Annotated in this window: 13 protein-coding genes and 1 pseudogene; 10 read left to right on the forward strand and 4 right to left on the reverse strand. The window is 42.0% G+C overall.

What is annotated here, in order from left to right; genetic code table 11:
* Nucleotides 1-720 precede the first annotated feature (720 nt).
* From Q0Y52_RS18740 to Q0Y52_RS18760, 5 genes are all read left to right on the forward strand, one after another.
* Entirely contained in the window at nucleotides 721-2,151 is a 1,431-nt protein-coding gene (locus tag Q0Y52_RS18740; RefSeq protein WP_297824053.1) for an IS1182 family transposase, read from the forward strand.
* Between the two features lie 778 nt (nucleotides 2,152-2,929).
* Nucleotides 2,930-3,664, forward strand: a complete 735-nt coding sequence (locus tag Q0Y52_RS18745) for an ABC transporter ATP-binding protein (RefSeq protein WP_297824054.1) — start codon at nucleotides 2,930-2,932, stop codon at nucleotides 3,662-3,664.
* The gene (locus Q0Y52_RS18750; RefSeq protein WP_297824055.1) at nucleotides 3,661-5,109 is read left to right on the forward strand and encodes a DUF3526 domain-containing protein; all 1,449 of its coding nucleotides are present in this window, start codon (nucleotides 3,661-3,663) and stop codon (nucleotides 5,107-5,109) included. Before Q0Y52_RS18745 ends, Q0Y52_RS18750 begins: the two co-directional genes overlap by 4 nt.
* Nucleotides 5,106-6,395, forward strand: a complete 1,290-nt coding sequence (locus Q0Y52_RS18755) for a DUF3526 domain-containing protein (RefSeq protein WP_297824056.1) — start codon at nucleotides 5,106-5,108, stop codon at nucleotides 6,393-6,395. Before Q0Y52_RS18750 ends, Q0Y52_RS18755 begins: the two co-directional genes overlap by 4 nt.
* On the forward strand, nucleotides 6,385-8,511 hold the full coding sequence (locus Q0Y52_RS18760) for a TonB-dependent siderophore receptor (protein WP_297824057.1): 2,127 nt from the start codon (nucleotides 6,385-6,387) through the stop codon (nucleotides 8,509-8,511). Before Q0Y52_RS18755 ends, Q0Y52_RS18760 begins: the two co-directional genes overlap by 11 nt.
* Before the next feature lie 653 nt (nucleotides 8,512-9,164).
* On the opposite strand, the pseudogene groL reads toward Q0Y52_RS18760, so the two are convergent.
* A pseudogene (gene groL, locus Q0Y52_RS18765) lies at nucleotides 9,165-10,813 on the reverse strand (chaperonin GroEL).
* 38 nt (nucleotides 10,814-10,851) lie between these two features.
* A complete protein-coding gene (locus tag Q0Y52_RS18770) occupies nucleotides 10,852-11,142 on the reverse strand; it encodes a co-chaperone GroES (RefSeq protein ID WP_007622844.1) in 291 nt (96 codons plus the stop codon).
* Between the two features lie 316 nt (nucleotides 11,143-11,458).
* On the opposite strand from Q0Y52_RS18770, the gene Q0Y52_RS18775 reads away from it, so the two are divergent.
* The 4 genes from Q0Y52_RS18775 (at nucleotide 11,459) to rplI (ending at nucleotide 14,029) form a co-directional block, all read left to right on the forward strand.
* Nucleotides 11,459-12,346: a MipA/OmpV family protein gene (locus Q0Y52_RS18775; RefSeq protein ID WP_297824058.1), complete on the forward strand. Its 888-nt coding sequence runs from the start codon at nucleotides 11,459-11,461 to the stop codon at nucleotides 12,344-12,346.
* Between the two features lie 571 nt (nucleotides 12,347-12,917).
* Nucleotides 12,918-13,334: a 30S ribosomal protein S6 gene (gene rpsF / locus Q0Y52_RS18780; protein ID WP_297824059.1), complete on the forward strand. Its 417-nt coding sequence runs from the start codon at nucleotides 12,918-12,920 to the stop codon at nucleotides 13,332-13,334.
* Nucleotides 13,334-13,561, forward strand: a complete 228-nt coding sequence (rpsR, locus tag Q0Y52_RS18785) for a 30S ribosomal protein S18 (RefSeq protein WP_007622887.1) — start codon at nucleotides 13,334-13,336, stop codon at nucleotides 13,559-13,561. The genes rpsF and rpsR overlap by 1 nt, the downstream gene beginning before the upstream one ends.
* 15 nt (nucleotides 13,562-13,576) lie before the next feature.
* Nucleotides 13,577-14,029 (forward strand): 50S ribosomal protein L9, encoded by a 453-nt coding sequence (gene rplI, locus Q0Y52_RS18790; RefSeq protein ID WP_297824060.1) that lies wholly within the window; start codon nucleotides 13,577-13,579, stop codon nucleotides 14,027-14,029.
* Between the two features lie 317 nt (nucleotides 14,030-14,346).
* Here rplI and Q0Y52_RS18795 read toward each other — a convergent pair whose 3' ends face one another.
* Nucleotides 14,347-14,982, reverse strand: coding sequence for an MOSC domain-containing protein (locus Q0Y52_RS18795; RefSeq protein ID WP_297824061.1), 636 nt, complete (start codon nucleotides 14,980-14,982; stop codon nucleotides 14,347-14,349).
* Nucleotides 14,983-15,248: 266 nt separating this feature from the next.
* Here Q0Y52_RS18795 and Q0Y52_RS19675 point away from each other — a divergent pair, with 266 nt between their 5' ends.
* Nucleotides 15,249-15,314, forward strand: coding sequence for a sigma factor (locus tag Q0Y52_RS19675; protein ID WP_366939318.1), 66 nt, complete (start codon nucleotides 15,249-15,251; stop codon nucleotides 15,312-15,314).
* Between the two features lie 157 nt (nucleotides 15,315-15,471).
* On the opposite strand, the gene ispB is transcribed toward Q0Y52_RS19675, so the two are convergent.
* Nucleotides 15,472-16,443: an octaprenyl diphosphate synthase gene (ispB, locus tag Q0Y52_RS18800; protein WP_297824063.1), complete on the reverse strand. Its 972-nt coding sequence runs from the start codon at nucleotides 16,441-16,443 to the stop codon at nucleotides 15,472-15,474.
* Between the last annotated feature and the right edge of the window lie 167 nt (nucleotides 16,444-16,610).

Here is a 16,610-nt window from a genome sequence, read left to right on the forward strand (position 1 = left end):
ATACTGCCAAGCACAACGCACAATCATCGGGCTATTAGGTTTGAGCTTACTGTTACCCAACCCGCGTAACTGGATAAATTTATACTTTGCCAGCACCACCGCAGCATTTGGCTTTTTTATTGCGGCTTATCAGCACTTTGAGGGGTGGGAGAAGATCATGTTCGGGAGGTTTGAATGGGGTGGACATTGGTATATTAACCCAAGGCTTTTTATTAGCTTATGACGCTAAACGGAATATGTAATCGGGCATGATTACATCATGCCGCCCACTCATAACTCAAACAACTGATATTTAATCAAAAAATAAAGAACACAAATTGGGATACCCCATATTATACCCCGACTGTTCAAGGGACTTAGTTAAGCTGTTGAAAAAAAGAAATATTTATTTTTGTTAAAATCAAACTTCGTGGTTCACCTCTAATCCAACACAAAGTCTAAAATTGTTAATACTCATTATCTGCATAGCCACTCATAGCGGTATTAGGGTATTAGGGTATTAGTTGAGCTTTACGGCAACTGACAGCCAAAAGCGGACATAGGAACATCAATCCTTAAACTGGCGCTTTGGGCAGTTAGGCGACAGACTGTGTAAAAACTATTGATCACCTTTTGGTCTAAGTATGTGATGTTTATGATCAATCAGTCTTAGCCACCGGTCCAACTTTAAGACCGAATTTAGTATAATAAAATGGTAAGCCAAACCAGAGTATATCTGACATGTCTCACCATATTAAAGGTCAACCAAGACACCAATCGACACTCTTCCCAGAAGCAATAGATGACTTTGTTACCGAAGATAATCCAGTTCGAGTTATCGATATATTTGTTGACCACCTTGATTTATTAGACTTAGGTTTTGAGACCGTTAACCCAAAGCTTACTGGCCGGCCAGGCTACCATCCTTCCACAATGTTAAAACTCTACATCTATGGTTACTTAAATCGCATTCAGTCATCTCGCAGGTTGGAAAAGGAAAGTCACCGCAACGTTGAATTAATGTGGTTGCTTGAGCGTTTAAGGCCTGACTTTAAAACTATCGCCAACTTTAGAAAAGATAATGGCAAGGGGATCAAAAATGTCTGCCGCAAGTTTGTTGAGTTATGTCGTCAGCTCAACATGTTTGAGGATTCAGCGTTCGCCATTGATGGTAGTAAGTTTAAAGCCGTCAACAACAAATCCAAGAATTATACACCCGCCAAAGTTCAGGCTCATATCGAGCGAACAGAAAAGAGTATTCAACAATACTTAAGTCAAATGGACACCAAAGACGGGGATGAAAAGAATATTGACACCACAATATCTACTTCAAAATTAGCATGGCTTGAGCAGCGATTAATTGAGCTTAAAGCACTCGAAATACAAGTGAATGAACACCCAGACAAGCAAGTATCACAAACCGACCCTGATGCACGTTTGATGAAGACGCAACATATGGAAAGACAGGTGTGCTACAACGTGCAAAGCGCTGTGGATACTAAGCATCACTTGATTATTGAACACGATGTCACCATGACAACCGACAGGGGCCAGCTCACCTCAGTAGCAGCGCAAGTTCAAAAAACGTTGGGTAAGAAAGACATCACTATCATCGCCGACAAGGGCTACTTTAGTCGCATAGATATTAAAGCGACACAAGACTTAGGCATGACGGCAAACGTGCCACAGACTGATACATCAGGCTCAGAAAAAAAAGGCATATTCAACAAATCATTATTTAAATACGATAAAGACCAAGACCTTTATATTTGCCCAGCGGGCGAGGAATTACCGTACCAACGTGACGTGACCGAAAGAGGCCTTGAGCAAAAGGTATACGTTAATTTTTACGCTTGCCGTGATTGTAGTATTAGAGATAAATGCACGAAGTCATTAAAAGAGCCAAGGAAAATGAGACGTTGGGTTCACGAAGATGAGATAGACGCGATGCAGCAGCGGCTCGACGATAATCCAGAGATATCGGTTGTGAGAAAACAAACTGTGGAGCATCCGTTTGGTACTATCAAAATGTGGATGGGCGCGACACACTTTTTAATGAAGCGTAGAAAGAATGTCAGTATCGAGATGAACCTGCATGTGCTGGCTTATAACCTGAAGAGAATGATGACAATAATGGGGACAACTGGTTTGATGGAGGCCATCAGGCAATAAGGGGAGATTTAGCCTGATTTCATGAGATAAAACTGCCTTCAAACGTCACTTTTATCATCAACAACCCGCCTTAACACTCCAAATCCAAAATTCCGTGCTAACGCTAATAATCAGTGACTAAGTCATTTGGAAGGTTGAGTATCACAGAGGGTAAGATTTGGCGGTTGTAATAGGAGTTTTTACACAGTCTGACGCATCTCCTGACATTACAGTCTGGCGACGTATCAGTTTATACTTATTATTTCCGTCATAAGCGAATTACATTTATACAATTGAATAAAACGTGACTGGAACGTGATCTCCCATAGGAGCCGTTGAGTAATTTTGGTTAAAGACAAAAATTGCCTGTTAACTAACATAAGCTTTCGCTTGTTGTTATAAATGATAAGGATTTTGAAATACGAGTACACACGGTCAAAACGACTTAGCTAAAAAATAATCAATTCAGTGACAATTCACCTAAGTTTTTAATCGCATACGCATCTTATTAGATCGCCTGCATATAAGCGCAGACACCTTTGATGATTTAAGTAACCAGCATTAACTCATAGAATATTGGTACTTGGGAAGTCATGGCTGAAGCACCTACGCCTTCGTTATCGCCGCTGATCCTGCCCGCTTAATTCTTTGTGTTTCAATCACGAACGCGATTTATGTAAGACCTTCCCAGCTAACAAAAGCTCATTTCGCTTGCTTTCCAATTTTTATAATTGCAATTCACTTATGTTATGATATAACATATTATTATAAGTGTTATATTTTTATAAAGTAGCTATTAGTGAAAATTAAAAAAACGCAATTCGCCATAGAGGCGAATTCACTGCATGTCGATATAAAAAACGCGCCAATTTTAAGAAACTTAAGTTTCCAAGTAGCCGAAGGTGAAATATATGCCTTGCTAGGCGGCAATGGTGCTGGTAAGTCAACTACCCTTAAAACCCTTTTGGGTTTTAATCAGCCTTCCAGCGGTAAAGTCTTTGTAGCTGGGCAAGAAGTATATTCAGCGCTAGACTTTATTAGAAGAAAAACCGCTTATTTGCCTGAATCTGCCACACTTTATCCGCATTTAAGTGCTTACGAAAATGTGCAGTATTTCCTCTCTTTAGCGGATATTAAAAAGTCTGAAGATGAACTAAATCAAGCATTTCAGCGTGTGTCTTTGCAGGAGAGCGCGTGGCATCGTCAACTGCAAACATATTCAAAAGGCATGCGCCAGAAAACTGCAATAGCGCTAGCCTTGTTGCGTGAAGCCCCTATTTTTCTTCTTGATGAACCTACCTCAGGTTTAGACCCCGTGGCGATAGATGAATTTAATCAATTAGTCCGTGAATTAGCTAGCAGCGGTGCCAGTATTCTGATGGTAACCCATGATGTGTATGGCGCATGCCAAGTGGCTGATCGTATTGGCTTACTGCGTAATGGTGAACTAGTAGGTGAATATGATGCCCCTGAAAATGGCCGCATAGACACAGAGCACGTGCATGCTGCTTTCGCTCAAAGGAAGGCGGTATGAGTTCACATAGCTTCGCTAAAGCGTTGGTGGTGGCGAAAGACGAGTGGCGTTATTGGCTGCGCTCTAAGCTTGCAATATCAGTACTTGTGATTGGTTTGTTACTGACCTTGTCATCAGTCATTGTGACTGCAGTTACCATGATGGAGCTGAGTCACACCCGATCATCTTTACAAGATACCGCTGAACAAACGTTTGTTGATCAACCCGACCGACATCCGCATAGAATGGTGCATTACGGGCACTATGCGTTTAGAGTACCTTCGCCTTTGAGCACTATCGATCCGGGCGTTGATGCATTTACAGGTAATTCTATTTTTTTGGAAGGCCATCGTCAAAATAGCGCAATGTTTGCAGATCAAAAGCAGGGTACAGCCTTAACTTCTTTAGGCAGTTTATCTCCCGCATTTATATTACAAGTGCTGGCGCCGTTGTTACTTATTTTGATTGCGTATAGTTCTGTGAGTCGAGAACGAGAATCGCAAACGCTTTCTTTCATTGTGTCGCAAGGAACCTCTATTTTCACGCTTATCATAGGCAAAGGCTTAGCGCTGCTTTGTGTCGTAGGGCTCATTATGTTACCCCTTATTGCATCCAGCGGCATAGCGATAATGCAAGGCGAGAGTATTGTTGTGGTGCTCAGCTTCTTATCAGCATATATATTGTACTTGCTAGTGTGGAGCTTGGTGGTGTTGTTAGTTTCCACGGCGGTTTCGAAAAATAGTGAAAGCTTTACGGCATTATTATTTGTGTGGATATTGTTTTGTATTGTCATGCCTCGCATTGCCAGTTCAACCGCTTCTGCCAGTATTGTGAGTCCAGGAAAATTAGAAACAGATTTTGCAGTTATTGCCGAGTTACGCAAATTAGGTGATGGTCACAATGCTAATGATCCAGCCTTTAGTCAGCTCAAAGCCTCATTACTAAGGCAATACAGTGTTCAAACCGTTGAAGAGCTGCCTATTAACTTCAGAGGGGCTGTGGCGCGCGCTTCAGAAGCCCAGTTGACCGAAGTGCTTAACCGATTTGCAGAAAATAGCATGCAAGAAGAGCTTGCCCAAACTCAATTAGCAAGAAGCTTTGGTTGGTTATCGCCGATGGTCGCCATACGTTCTTTGTCAATGATAAGTGCTGGTACAAGTATTGAAACCCATCATCGTTTTATGCGAGAGGCGGAAGACTTGCGATTTAGCTTTGTACAATCTTTGAATCAAGTGCATGTCAACAAATTGAACTATGCCGACGACATGAATCGAAATGCCAACGCTGAAGCCGGGCAAAAAGCACGTGTAAGTGCAGAGAATTGGCAAATGATCCAAGACTTTGAATTTCAGTTGGAAAGTGCTAGTGCTCGTTTGCAAAGAAGCTTGCCCGCATTCGCGCAATTATTCATGTGGATTGCCATTGCTGGTGCGCTAATTAGATTCTTTGGGAGGCGTGCAGTATGACGTATCTATTCAAGCAGATAGGCAGAGAATGGCGCTTTATGCTGCGTCAGCGTTATGTATTAATACTGCTGCTATGTAGTTTTTTAGTATCTGGTTTTGCTGTCTTTACGGGCTTAGCAGAAGTGGCGCAGCAACAGCAAACCATAGAGCGTTTGAAATTGGCTGATGTAAGGGATCGACTTGAAGCGCAAGCCAAATACAACGACCCTGGCTCGCTGGCTTATTATAGTTTTCATCTGACCTATTCAGAACCTTCCAGTTTAGCTTTTGCCGCGCTTGGCGAGCGTGACGTCTACCCTTGGAAGCACAGGGTAAGAATGCTTGCTTTAGAAGGGCAAATTTATGAAAGTGATTCGCAAAACGCTGAATTAGCACAAGCGGGTAAAATCGACTTTGTATTTGTCATTAGTGCATTGGCTCCATTATTTATTATTCTGCTGTTTCACGACTTAATAGCCAGTGAGCGAAGCAGCGGCAGGCATGATTTACTAGTAAGCACCGCTAAATCCAAATATGCGCTGTGGGGAAGCCGCGGTCTTGTGCGTTTTGGGGCTGTAGTATTGTGCTTAATGTTGCCCTTTTATATTGGCGCGATGATAAGTTCAACTGGATTTCAAGCGGTTCTATTGATATCTCTTTGGTGTGTTGTTTACTTGGCGTTTTGGACGGTGCTTAGCGTCTGGCTAGGTAAAAATCTGGCCAGTGCGCCAAGAATTGCCTCTATGCTAATTGCTTGTTGGGTATTACTAGCCTTTGTATTGCCAATATTGAGCGACTTGTTGATTAATAACAGCGTACATTCAGCGAAAGGGGGCGACATTTTGCTGACTCAGCGCGAAACCGTAAATGATGCTTGGGATTTACCGGTGTCAACCACAATGGAGGCTTTCGTTACTACTCATCCTCAATATTCAGACTATTCGCACCAAGGCGAAGGCTTCGACTGGGGCTGGTATTACGCTTTCCAGCAAGTGGGCGACCAAGCCGCAGGTGAGTTTTCAAATGATTACCGTGCCGCGGCTGCTAATAAATACAAGCTAGCGGGTTACGCTACTTTGCTCTCGCCTCCTCTACTGTTGCAACGAAAACTCAACCGCTTAGCCAATACTGACGCGCTTGCTGCATTTGAGTACGAACAGGATATTAGAGACTTCCACAAAGCATTACGCATGGCTTATTACCCATGGCTATTTGCTCAAGAAAAGTTTGATAAAACGCATTTAACATCATTGCCTCAATTTAAAGATTCAACACACAATTATAAAAAGGTGCAGAATGAACAGTAAGAATGGATTTAAACAAGCCTACATAGCGATTTGTGTAGCAGGGATATTTGCTGCCTCTGCAGCACAGGCAAATAACACGCTTCAAGACGGTAATGCAGATACTGGGGCAGATACAAGCGCCGTTGAAACTGTTACTGTTATTGGCACTCGCCAAGCATATCGTGGTGAATTTAGTCCTTTGGAAACGCCTCAGGCCGAATTACTTATCAGCTCTGAAGTGTTGGCAAATGCTGGGGCTTTTGATCTCGTTCAAGCTTTAGATTTATCAAGCTCGGTGTCCAGACAAAACAATTTTGGTGGGCTTTGGAATAGTTTTGCCGTGCGTGGTTTTGTGGGCGATGAAAACTTGCCTAGTAATTATTTGGTTAATGGCTTTAATGCAGGCCGAGGTTTTGGTGGAGCCCGTGACTTATCGGGCATTGAGTCTGTTGAGGTATTAAAAGGCCCACGTGCTGCGTTGTTTGGACGTGGTGAGCCAGGTGGTACGATCAACCTAGTCACTAAACGCGCTAACTTTGATGAAAAAGCCGAGCTCAGCGTATCAGTCGGCAGTTTCAGTACCGCGCGTGCCGATGTAGATGTCAATACGGCTATTTCAGATGACGTTGCTATCAGATTGGTTGGTTTTTATGAGGATGCAGAAAGTTTTCGCGACACAGTTGAAACAACCAAGCAAGGGCTAAGTCCATCTGTTTTGTGGAGAATTAGTGATGACAGTCAGCTTACTTACGAACTCGAATACAGTCATCAGGAAATTCCATTTGATCGTGGTGTGATAGCGATTGATGGGGAGCTGGGTGTCATACCAGAAAGTCGTTTTCTCGGTGAGCCAGGGTATGGGCAGATAGAAACCGATGTACTTGGCCACCAAATCGAATTTCAACAAGATTTAAATGCCGACTGGAGTGCACTTGTTGGTTTTAACTATCGTGATACCTCTCTTGAGGGACTTGCGTCGGAAAATGGCTTTTCAGCACCTGACGAAGACGGCAATTTTGGGCGTTTTAGCCGTTATCGTGACTACAATGCGGTCTATCAAGTATTTCGAGCAGAATTAAGCGGTAGTTTTGATACCGGTGCATTGAAGCACAGTATTATTGTAGGGATTGATGCAGATAAATTTGAAAATGATCAGTTTGCCCTTAGAGACAGATCAACTGACCAAAGCATTAACATTTTTAATCCGACCTACGGACTTTATCCTGAATCTTCTCTGGCGTTGGCCGGTAATATTGATCGTGTTGAAACACAAGAGAGTGTGGGCGTGTACATTCAAGATCAAATTAGCTTAACCGACAAACTGGATATTCGTTTAGGTGCGCGCTTTGATGACTATCAGCAAAAGCTGATTAATCGTCGCTCGGATAGCGTCTCTGAGTATTCTGAATCAAAACTCAGCCCGCAATTAGGTGTCGTATATAAAGCTTCAGACGCTTTGTCTTTTTATGCCACCTACGGCGAAAACTTTCGCCCTCTTTCTGGCGCAACGGATGAGAACGGCTTGGATCCTAATCAATCAGAATCAGCAGAGGTAGGTGTAAAGTTTGCTCTAAATGACGGAGCCCTGTCGGGCACATTCGCCGTCTTTAATGTTAAACAATCTAACATCGCGACTTTTGATGCCGACTTTAACGCAACAGCCATAGGTGAAGCAGCGAGTAAAGGCGTCGAGCTCGATTTAACAGGTGATATTACGGATACATTAAGCATATGGGTTTCATATTCTTATGTTGATGCTGAAACCAAAAATGACTATACCGATTTTATTTCTTATAACTTTATTCCTGCCGGCTCAGATCTGCTGAATATTGCTGAAAATCAATTGAGTCTGCAAATTGTGCAGCAAGCTGAGTTTGCCGGTAGAGCGCTAGATTTAATAGCTGGGTTAGTTTATGTGGGTGAAAGAAGTGGTGAGTTTGGTGACCCAAGTTTCAAACTGCCTGAGTATACGACGGTACGACTTGCGTCCAGCTATGAACTAAGCGACTCACTCACTGTGCGCGCTGAAGTGAACAATCTATTTGACGAAGAGTATTACACTAACTCCTATGCATCTGTTTGGGTACAGCCAGGTACGCCTCGAAGTTTCCGTGTATCGGCAACTTATAGCTTCTAAGCTCGATGGTTACAATTATTTTACTAAGCCAATAAAACCATCCAGTGCTGTTATTCTTGCGTTTGTCGAGGTGAGCTTGTGAAGCAATAGTCCGCTATTGAGAGCAAGTACAACGAAGATAGGCGTAATGATAGCTGTGCTGGAAGGTATGGCTCATCAACCAGACCATCACATCAGGTTACGTACCGAGCCGAAATACTAAAATTGAATGAATTAGCCAAAAGTAACGAGGTTAAAAACCGGCTTCGCTTAGGTCAGCTATGACGCATCTCCTGACCTTATGAGTACTCAACTGTCCGCTAAGGTTGCGCTGCGTTGTTAGCTCGACTGTCCGCAATGGTTGCAAGCAAGAGCGTTATAACCAGTTTTTTTCAAGCCATAGCTATATACTCAAAAGCACAAACTTCTCACACAAATTGGAACGGTGTAAGGCGGCTGTTGCCGTAATCCCTTGAGTATAAGGAAGGGCAATGTCGGCTGCTCGCTCAAAGAAGGCATTAAGCTTGGCAGGAAGGTAGCTTTTACTTGCCCACAATTAAAACATAAGAAAGGTATTATTAAATATTGATAAGCAGCCAATAAAAAAGCCTGAATATCACTATTCAGGCTTTTTTATTAAATGGTTAGAGCTAGACTAATAGATTTAAAATCTATTACATCATGCCGCCCATTCCGCCCATACCGCCACCCATGCCGCCCATATCAGGCATTGCAGGAGCTGCGTCAACAGGTGCGTCAGTGATCATACATTCAGTCGTGATCATCAAGCTCGCGATTGATGCTGCAAACTGAAGGGCTGAACGAGTGACTTTAGTTGGGTCAAGAATACCCATTTCAATCATATCGCCGTAAGTGTCATTACCAGCATTATAACCGTAGTTATCAGCGCCATTTTTCACTTCGTTAGTCACTACTGATGCTTCAGCACCGGCGTTAGCTGCGATTTGACGCATAGGCGCTTCCATTGCACGTAAGTAACAATTTAATACCGTGTGTTTGGTCTTCGTTGTCGCCCGTTAGTTCTGCAACTTTAGACGCCGCGCGAACTAGTGCAACACCACCACCGGCTACTACACCTTCTTCAACTGCAGCGCGAGTTGCGTGAAGTGCATCTTCAACGCGGGCTTTTTTCTCTTTCATTTCAACTTCAGTGGCTGCGCCAACTTTGATAACGGCAACACCGCCAGCTAATTTAGCTAGACGCTCTTGTAGTTTTTCTTTGTCGTAGTCAGAAGATGAATCTTCGATTTGTCCGCGAATTTGAGCAACACGACCTTTGATCATGTCTTCTTCGCCTGCGCCGTCAACCACAGTAGTATTGTCTTTGTTGATAACGACACGTTTGGCTGTACCTAAATCTTCTAGTGTCACTTTTTCAAGGTCTAGACCGATTTCTTCAGAAATCACAGTACCACCGGTAAGCGTAGCGATGTCTTGAAGCATCGCTTTACGACGGTCACCAAAACCAGGCGCTTTAACGGCTGCGACTTTAACGATACCGCGCATGTTGTTTACAACAAGTGTGGCTAGTGCTTCACCTTCAACATCTTCAGCAATGATTAACAAAGGCTTAGAGGCTTTTGCTACCGCTTCAAGAGTCGGAAGTAATTCACGGATGTTAGAGATTTTTTTATCAACCAAAAGAATATAAGGGCTCTCTAATTCAACAGTACCGTTTTCTTGATTGTTCATGAAGTAAGGAGACAGATAACCACGGTCGAACTGCATACCTTCAACTACGTCTAATTCGTTTTGAAGGCTTGACCTTCTTCAACTGTAATCACGCCTTCTTTGCCTACTTTGTCCATTGCTTCAGCGATGAGGTCGCCAACTTCAGCGTCAGAGTTAGCAGAGATAGTGCCTACTTGAGCAATCGCTTTGCTGTCTGCACAAGGAACGAAAGGCCTTTTAACGCTTCAACTGCAGCAATCACTGCTTTGTCGATACCGCGCTTAAGATCCATTGGGTTCATGCCTGCGGCAACTGATTTCAAACCTTCAGTTACAATAGCTTGAGCTAATACTGTTGCAGTAGTCGTTCCGTCACCGGCTTCGTCATTGGCTTTAGAAGCGACTTCTTTAACCATCTGCGCGCCCATGTTTTCGAATTTATCTTCTAATTCGATTTCTTTGGCAACAGATACACCATCTTTAGTGATGGTAGGTGCACCAAAAGATTTGTCTAATACTACGTGACGACCTTTAGGCCCTAAGGTAACTTTTACTGCGTTAGCTAGGACGTTTACGCCTGCCAACATTTTCGCGCGAGCGTCATCAGAAAAACGAACTTCTTTAGCTGCCATGATAATTATTCCTCTAAAATTCTGTTATTGGATTGGGTTTATTCGACTACTGCTAAGATGTCGCTTTCACTAAGGATAAGCACTTCTTCGCCGTCTAACTTTTCAGTTTTAACCCCATAGCCATCGTTAAAAATTACGATGTCACCGATTTTAACGTCAACTGCTTTCACATCACCGTTGTCTAATACACGGCCATTACCTACAGCGATAACTTCGCCGCGAGTCGATTTTTCTGCTGCAGAGCCTGTTAACACAATGCCACCTGCAGATTTACTTTCTTGTTCGTGACGCTTAACGATAACGCGATCGTTTAAAGGACGAATTGCCATTTTCAAATCTCCTGAAAATTCCAATGTTAATAATGTTATGTGCCTTTACATAAAGGCGGTGATTAAGCAGAAGACGCATCATCTGCTTAGAATTCTTATTAATAGAACAACGTTCTGCGTCCAGAGATGGGGTTAGCAGGAATGATCTCAAGGCTTTTTTAATAAAAAAATTAAAATAAATACGTTATTTCACTGCATTCGTTTGACATAGGTTAAGTGAATAGCTTTCTGTATTACTATTAGTACTGGAACTTTTGCTGGCATCACAGAGTAAACAGTCGATTATCTATAGTCATTACTTATTGGAGGATTAATTTTGGTTGCAAAAAATGGTCAATTTTACTGTGTAAAATATTTGGTATTATTGTTGTTCGTTTTAGCGAGCATCCAAGTCATAGCTCAGCAGGAGGTTGCCCTAGAAGATGATATGCGACCTGTGTGGGAAGCGGGTGTATTGGCTGCGGTTTTTAGTTCGCCTGAATACCCTGGCGCAGGACAAAGTCAGAGTAATGTTATTGCAGCTCCCTATTTTATTTACCGCGGTGAAACCATACGTATAGGTGATGGTTCAATTGCCCGGGCAGTGGCAATAGATAAAAGTTGGTATGAACTCGACTTATCGTTGGCAGGTTCTTTTAACGCTAATTCAGAGGGTAACGAGGCGAGGGTAGGCATGCCTGATTTAGACTTTATTTTTGAGCTGGGACCGCAGCTTAAATTAAAGTTATCAAAATTTGAATTTGAACAGCATGGCAAAGCAGAACTGCTCTTAAACTTGCAAGCTCGCGCTGTATTTTCAACTGATTTTTCGAGCATCCATAAACGAGGTTATGTGTTTCAACCGGTACTAAGTTATCGCCAGCGAGGATGGCTAAGTGAAAAGACCGCCTTATCTGTTAGCTTGTCACCCACTTGGGCAAGTGAAAAATTGCACGATTATTTTTATCAAGTTGATAGCGCATTTGTTACCGAACAGCGTTCAGCCTACGATGCTGGTAGTGGTTATTTGGGCACAGACTTATCTGTTGGTCTGTCATTTAATGCCACCGAAGACATTCGAATTTTTACCTTTGCCCGTGCATCACTTCATTCAGGTTCAGCAAATGAAGATAGCCCACTTTTTATAGACAAAAGCACATACTCCTATGGCCTTGGGATGGTCTGGCGATTATGGGAGAGTGAGGAGAAGGTATCTGGCAGATAATAATAAATGTTTTATTTGTATTTAACCTGTAACTATTAAAAGTTGCCAAACACTTTTAATAGTTACAACTTCGCTACAAATAGAAGTACTTGTGAATGAAATTAAATCACCTTAACTTAACCATTCCCCGGAATGGCGTCCTATTTTAACATTCAGATATTAAGTAGAAAAATGCGTTTTTGATATACTCAACATCTGAAATTTAAATAGTCTTAACGGCCAAGAGTTCAATATTTAGTATATTGCATAAGTTGCTTTTGGCTTTACCATTATAAAGTTATATGCACGGGCCGGCGGTGACTGGTTTTCTGAGAGGCTGGTACTTGCCAAATGTCGACTCGCAGAGATTCAAGTCAATAATCTCTTAGCGACATAAGTTTCACGGAAATCACCCTGTTCACACTAAATCCCCGAAAACATTCTATTTACGGCTGCAGAGCCAAATAAACCTTGTGGTTAACGTCCAGTTTATATACACTTCACGCCGCTTAAAACAGTCACTACTTTTAGTTCCTTGTCTCTATATAGCTTGACTGTGCTATCGAGGCTACAACCGTGAGGAGCAACATACATGCGTCATTATGAAATCGTATTTATGGTTCACCCTGACCAGAGTGAACAAGTTCCAGGTATGATCGAGCGTTATACTGGAATTCTTACCCAAGAAGGTGGCATTATCCACCGCCTAGAAGATTGGGGCCGTCGTCAATTGGCTTACCCAATTGATAAACTTCATAAAGCACATTATGTCTTAGTAAACGCCGAAGCAACTGCTGAAGCTGTTGAAGAGCTAGAAACTGCTTTCCGTTTTAATGATGTTGTTCTGCGTAACCTGGTTATGCGTACCAAAGATGCTGTTACTGAACAGTCCCCTATGGCTAAAGAAGAACGTCGTGAAAAGCGTGATGAAAAACCTTTTGAAAAGCCCGCTGCTGCTGCTGTTGAAGAAACTGCTGCTGAAGCTCCTGTAGAAGAAGGGGATAAATAATGGCTCGTTTTTTTAGACGTCGTAAGTTCTGTCGTTTTTCTGCTGCTGATGCTCCTGCGATAGATTTCAAAGATATCGCTATGTTGAAAAACTACATCACAGAAAGTGGTAAAATTGTACCTAGCCGTATCACTGGAACTAGCGCGAAATATCAGCGTCAGTTGTCAACTGCAATTAAGCGTGCGCGCTTCTTAGCGTTGCTTCCATATACTGATTCTCACAAGTAATCATAGGTAGCAAAGATGGAAATAATACTATTAGACAAGATCGCTAACCTAGGCGGCTTGGGTGACAAAGTCACTGTAAAATCAGGTTATGGGCGCAACTTCTTGTTTCCGCAAGGTAAAGCAGTTCCGGCTACTAAAGCTAATGTTGAAAAATTTGAAGCTCGCCGTACTGAATTGGAAGCAAAAATTGCTGAACAACATGCTGCAGCGCAGTCCCGTGCAGATAAAATCGTTGCGTTAGGTGAAGTGACTATTGCTTCTCCTGCTGGTGATGAGGGTAAATTGTTTGGTTCAGTCGGTACACGCGACATAGCCGCTGCAATTACTGCTGCTGGTGTTGAAGTGACTAAATCTGAAGTTAAATTACCTGTTGGTACTTTACGTGAAACTGGCGAATTTGAAATCGATTTGCAAATTCACTCAGACGTTACTGCCACTATCAAATTGGTAATAATTCAAGAAGCCTAATCGCTAATTGATTTGAGTATCTAAAAACACTGCTAAGTTAGCGGTGTTTTTTTATGCCTGTTGTTTGTCCTGAAAATTGATATGTCGCTTGTTCATAGGCTTCTTTTATCAAACTAAATAGCCCATCATCCACTTGCTCTAAATGGTTGAGCTGCGCCTTTTGGGTTCACATAGAGTCAAATGGCCCTGACGCCTCAAGTCTTTCACCAAAGGTTTTATCATTAAACATAAGACCTACATCGTTTTTTTAGACGACAGCAGAATAAGCGCAAATTGTTGTTTTGCCTCATAAGCTTTGCTCGATATTGACTCACTATCTACACTAAAGGATATTTATTTTGTAGTTGTTTTTTCCATTCAGGATCAAGGCCAGTGGCATTAGTCGCAAGCTCTACCAGCCGCGGTTCAGTTTCACCATCAATAACCCTAAGCATATTATCAACAGTGATTTTTGTATTAGGTCTTTGTTGTAAAAAGAATACATCTGTTAGTGAAATATTTCCTGGCTGTAATACACGGTAATACCAACCGTTAAGCCTATGCAGACTAATGAACTGGTTTACATTAGGTTGTTTAAACTTAGCATCAATTTTCCAACAAGGGATACGCGGGGAGCTAACTTGTATTATGGCGTTACCTACTTGGTAGATATCACCAATACATACATTGTGCTCGTTCATATCTGTAGCAGATATATTTTCGCCTATCGTTCCTGGTTTCGCTGTTTTATGTAAAAGAGGGTAACGCTTGATGATTTTTTCGTAGCTGCTTAATGCATACTGATGTAATGCTTTTTCAGAGCCCCCATGGAAACGTTTATCAGCCTGAACATCGCCTACTATGCCCATTTCATTCACTGAAACTTGCTCTACTGATTGTTTGTAGATACCGGTTTGGCTGAGTTTTTCACCAATGACAGATAATTTTCCTGAATATAAACCAATGATTTCCAATATTATTTTCGCTCATTTTAATTATTTTTAGTGTTTTAAGCTTTAAAGATCTTATCTGCGACTAACCTTTTAACACAATAAGATTAAGACGTTAGATTGACTATCCTAGGAAACGTTGTTCATGCTTAACATAAGCTTGCCACAAAAAGTGAGTGGAACTTAAAAAAAGCTGTGTAAAGCCAAGATAAACAAGCATACAGCCTGTTGTATCAAGTATAGATTGGGCAAGTGTATGGGTTATGTTATCGAATGGCAGGTGAAAAGATATGGCTGAGGATACAGTACAAGAAGTGTTTGTTCAGTTGTGGCAAAAAATCGAGCGGTACCGTTGATATTGAAGGTTATGTTGCAAGACTGTTCAATACAGCAAGAAATAGCAAGGACTGCGCCCGCAAAGCAGGGTCGTTTATTTGTAGATAAATTTAATAAGCTCATTAAGGGTTTCAAATACTTTGTATTGATGGTCTGCAGATTTCATATTTTAGTCAATTATGCTGCTCTCTCCACCGAAATATGGGCCAATGCTATTAGGGCTTGTTTGTAAGGGGATTCAGGTAAAGGCGTAAGCGCTGCTATGGATTTGTCGACAGCATCTAAGGCTAGTTGCTTAGTGTGCTCTAATGCGCCGGTTTGCTGCATCGCTTGTATTATTAGCGAAAACTTATCCATGCCATCGCCGGTCTCTATGGCCTCTTTAATCATGATGCTTTGGCTTTTATTGCCATGCCACATGGCATAAAGCAATGGTAAAGTGGGTTTTCCTTCTGCTAAATCATCGCCTACATTTTTTCCTAAATCTTCACTGTCTGCAGCATAATCCAGTATGTCATCTACCAACTGAAAAGCCGTACCAAGATATTTACCGTAGTCCTGCATCGCCTTTTCAATTTTACTATCTTGGTCAGTAAGGACGGCTGCTAGTAATGTCGCAGCTTCAAATAAACGAGCTGTCTTACTATAAATAACCTGCATATAGTTTTTTTCGCTGATGTCGGGATCGTTACAGTTCATTAATTGCAGCACTTCACCTTCTGCAATAACATTGGTCGCATCAGATAAAATCTCCATCACCCGCATTTGTTTTAAACTTACCATCATTTGAAATGAGCGGGTATAAAGAAAGTCACCCACTAATACGCTGGCTTGATTTCCAAACACGGCGTTTGCCGTTTCTTTTCCCCTGCGCATGGTTGATTCGTCGACTACGTCATCGTGAAGCAGTGTGGCAGTGTGAATAAACTCGATAATAGCGGCCAAGGTATGATGCTGCTCCGTTTGAATGTCCAAGGCTCTTGCGGCGAGTATAGTCAAAAGTGGTCTTAGACGTTTGCCACCACTATTGACAATATAAAAGCCTAATTGGTTAATCAACGATACTTCTGAATCGACTTGCTTTTGAATGAGCGCATTTACCGCCAGCATATCTTTATGAGCGAGTTGATTAATTGTTTCTAATTTCATACTGGCGTTTGTACCCATTTTAGAATGAAGTTCAGTTGTTAGCTGCAGATTAGATGATGGATTTTACAGTAATTTTTCGGGGTATCTAGTAGCACTTTAGTCTAATTGTGTGAAAAACTTTTAACGAGTTTAATGCGTTTGATATTTAACCAAATTAATTCAGAAAT

It is taken from the genome of uncultured Paraglaciecola sp. (assembly GCF_943787955.1).
GTDB lineage: Bacteria > Pseudomonadota > Gammaproteobacteria > Enterobacterales > Alteromonadaceae > Paraglaciecola.

Bases quoted from the DNA above. Each gene is read 5' to 3' on its own strand.
- Q0Y52_RS18740 (WP_297824053.1), top strand. From the start codon at position 721: ATGTCTCACCATATTAAAGGTCAACCAAGACACCAATCGACACTCTTC.
- Q0Y52_RS18750 (WP_297824055.1), top strand. From the start codon at position 3,661: ATGAGTTCACATAGCTTCGCTAAAGCGTTGGTGGTGGCGAAAGACGAG.
- Q0Y52_RS18755 (WP_297824056.1), top strand. From the start codon at position 5,106: ATGACGTATCTATTCAAGCAGATAGGCAGAGAATGGCGCTTTATGCTG.
- Q0Y52_RS18760 (WP_297824057.1), top strand. From the start codon at position 6,385: ATGAACAGTAAGAATGGATTTAAACAAGCCTACATAGCGATTTGTGTA.
- Q0Y52_RS18770 (WP_007622844.1), bottom strand. From the start codon at position 11,142: ATGGCAATTCGTCCTTTAAACGATCGCGTTATCGTTAAGCGTCACGAA.
- rpsF (WP_297824059.1), top strand. From the start codon at position 12,918: ATGCGTCATTATGAAATCGTATTTATGGTTCACCCTGACCAGAGTGAA.
- rpsR (WP_007622887.1), top strand. From the start codon at position 13,334: ATGGCTCGTTTTTTTAGACGTCGTAAGTTCTGTCGTTTTTCTGCTGCT.
- rplI (WP_297824060.1), top strand. From the start codon at position 13,577: ATGGAAATAATACTATTAGACAAGATCGCTAACCTAGGCGGCTTGGGT.
- ispB (WP_297824063.1), bottom strand. From the start codon at position 16,443: ATGAAATTAGAAACAATTAATCAACTCGCTCATAAAGATATGCTGGCG.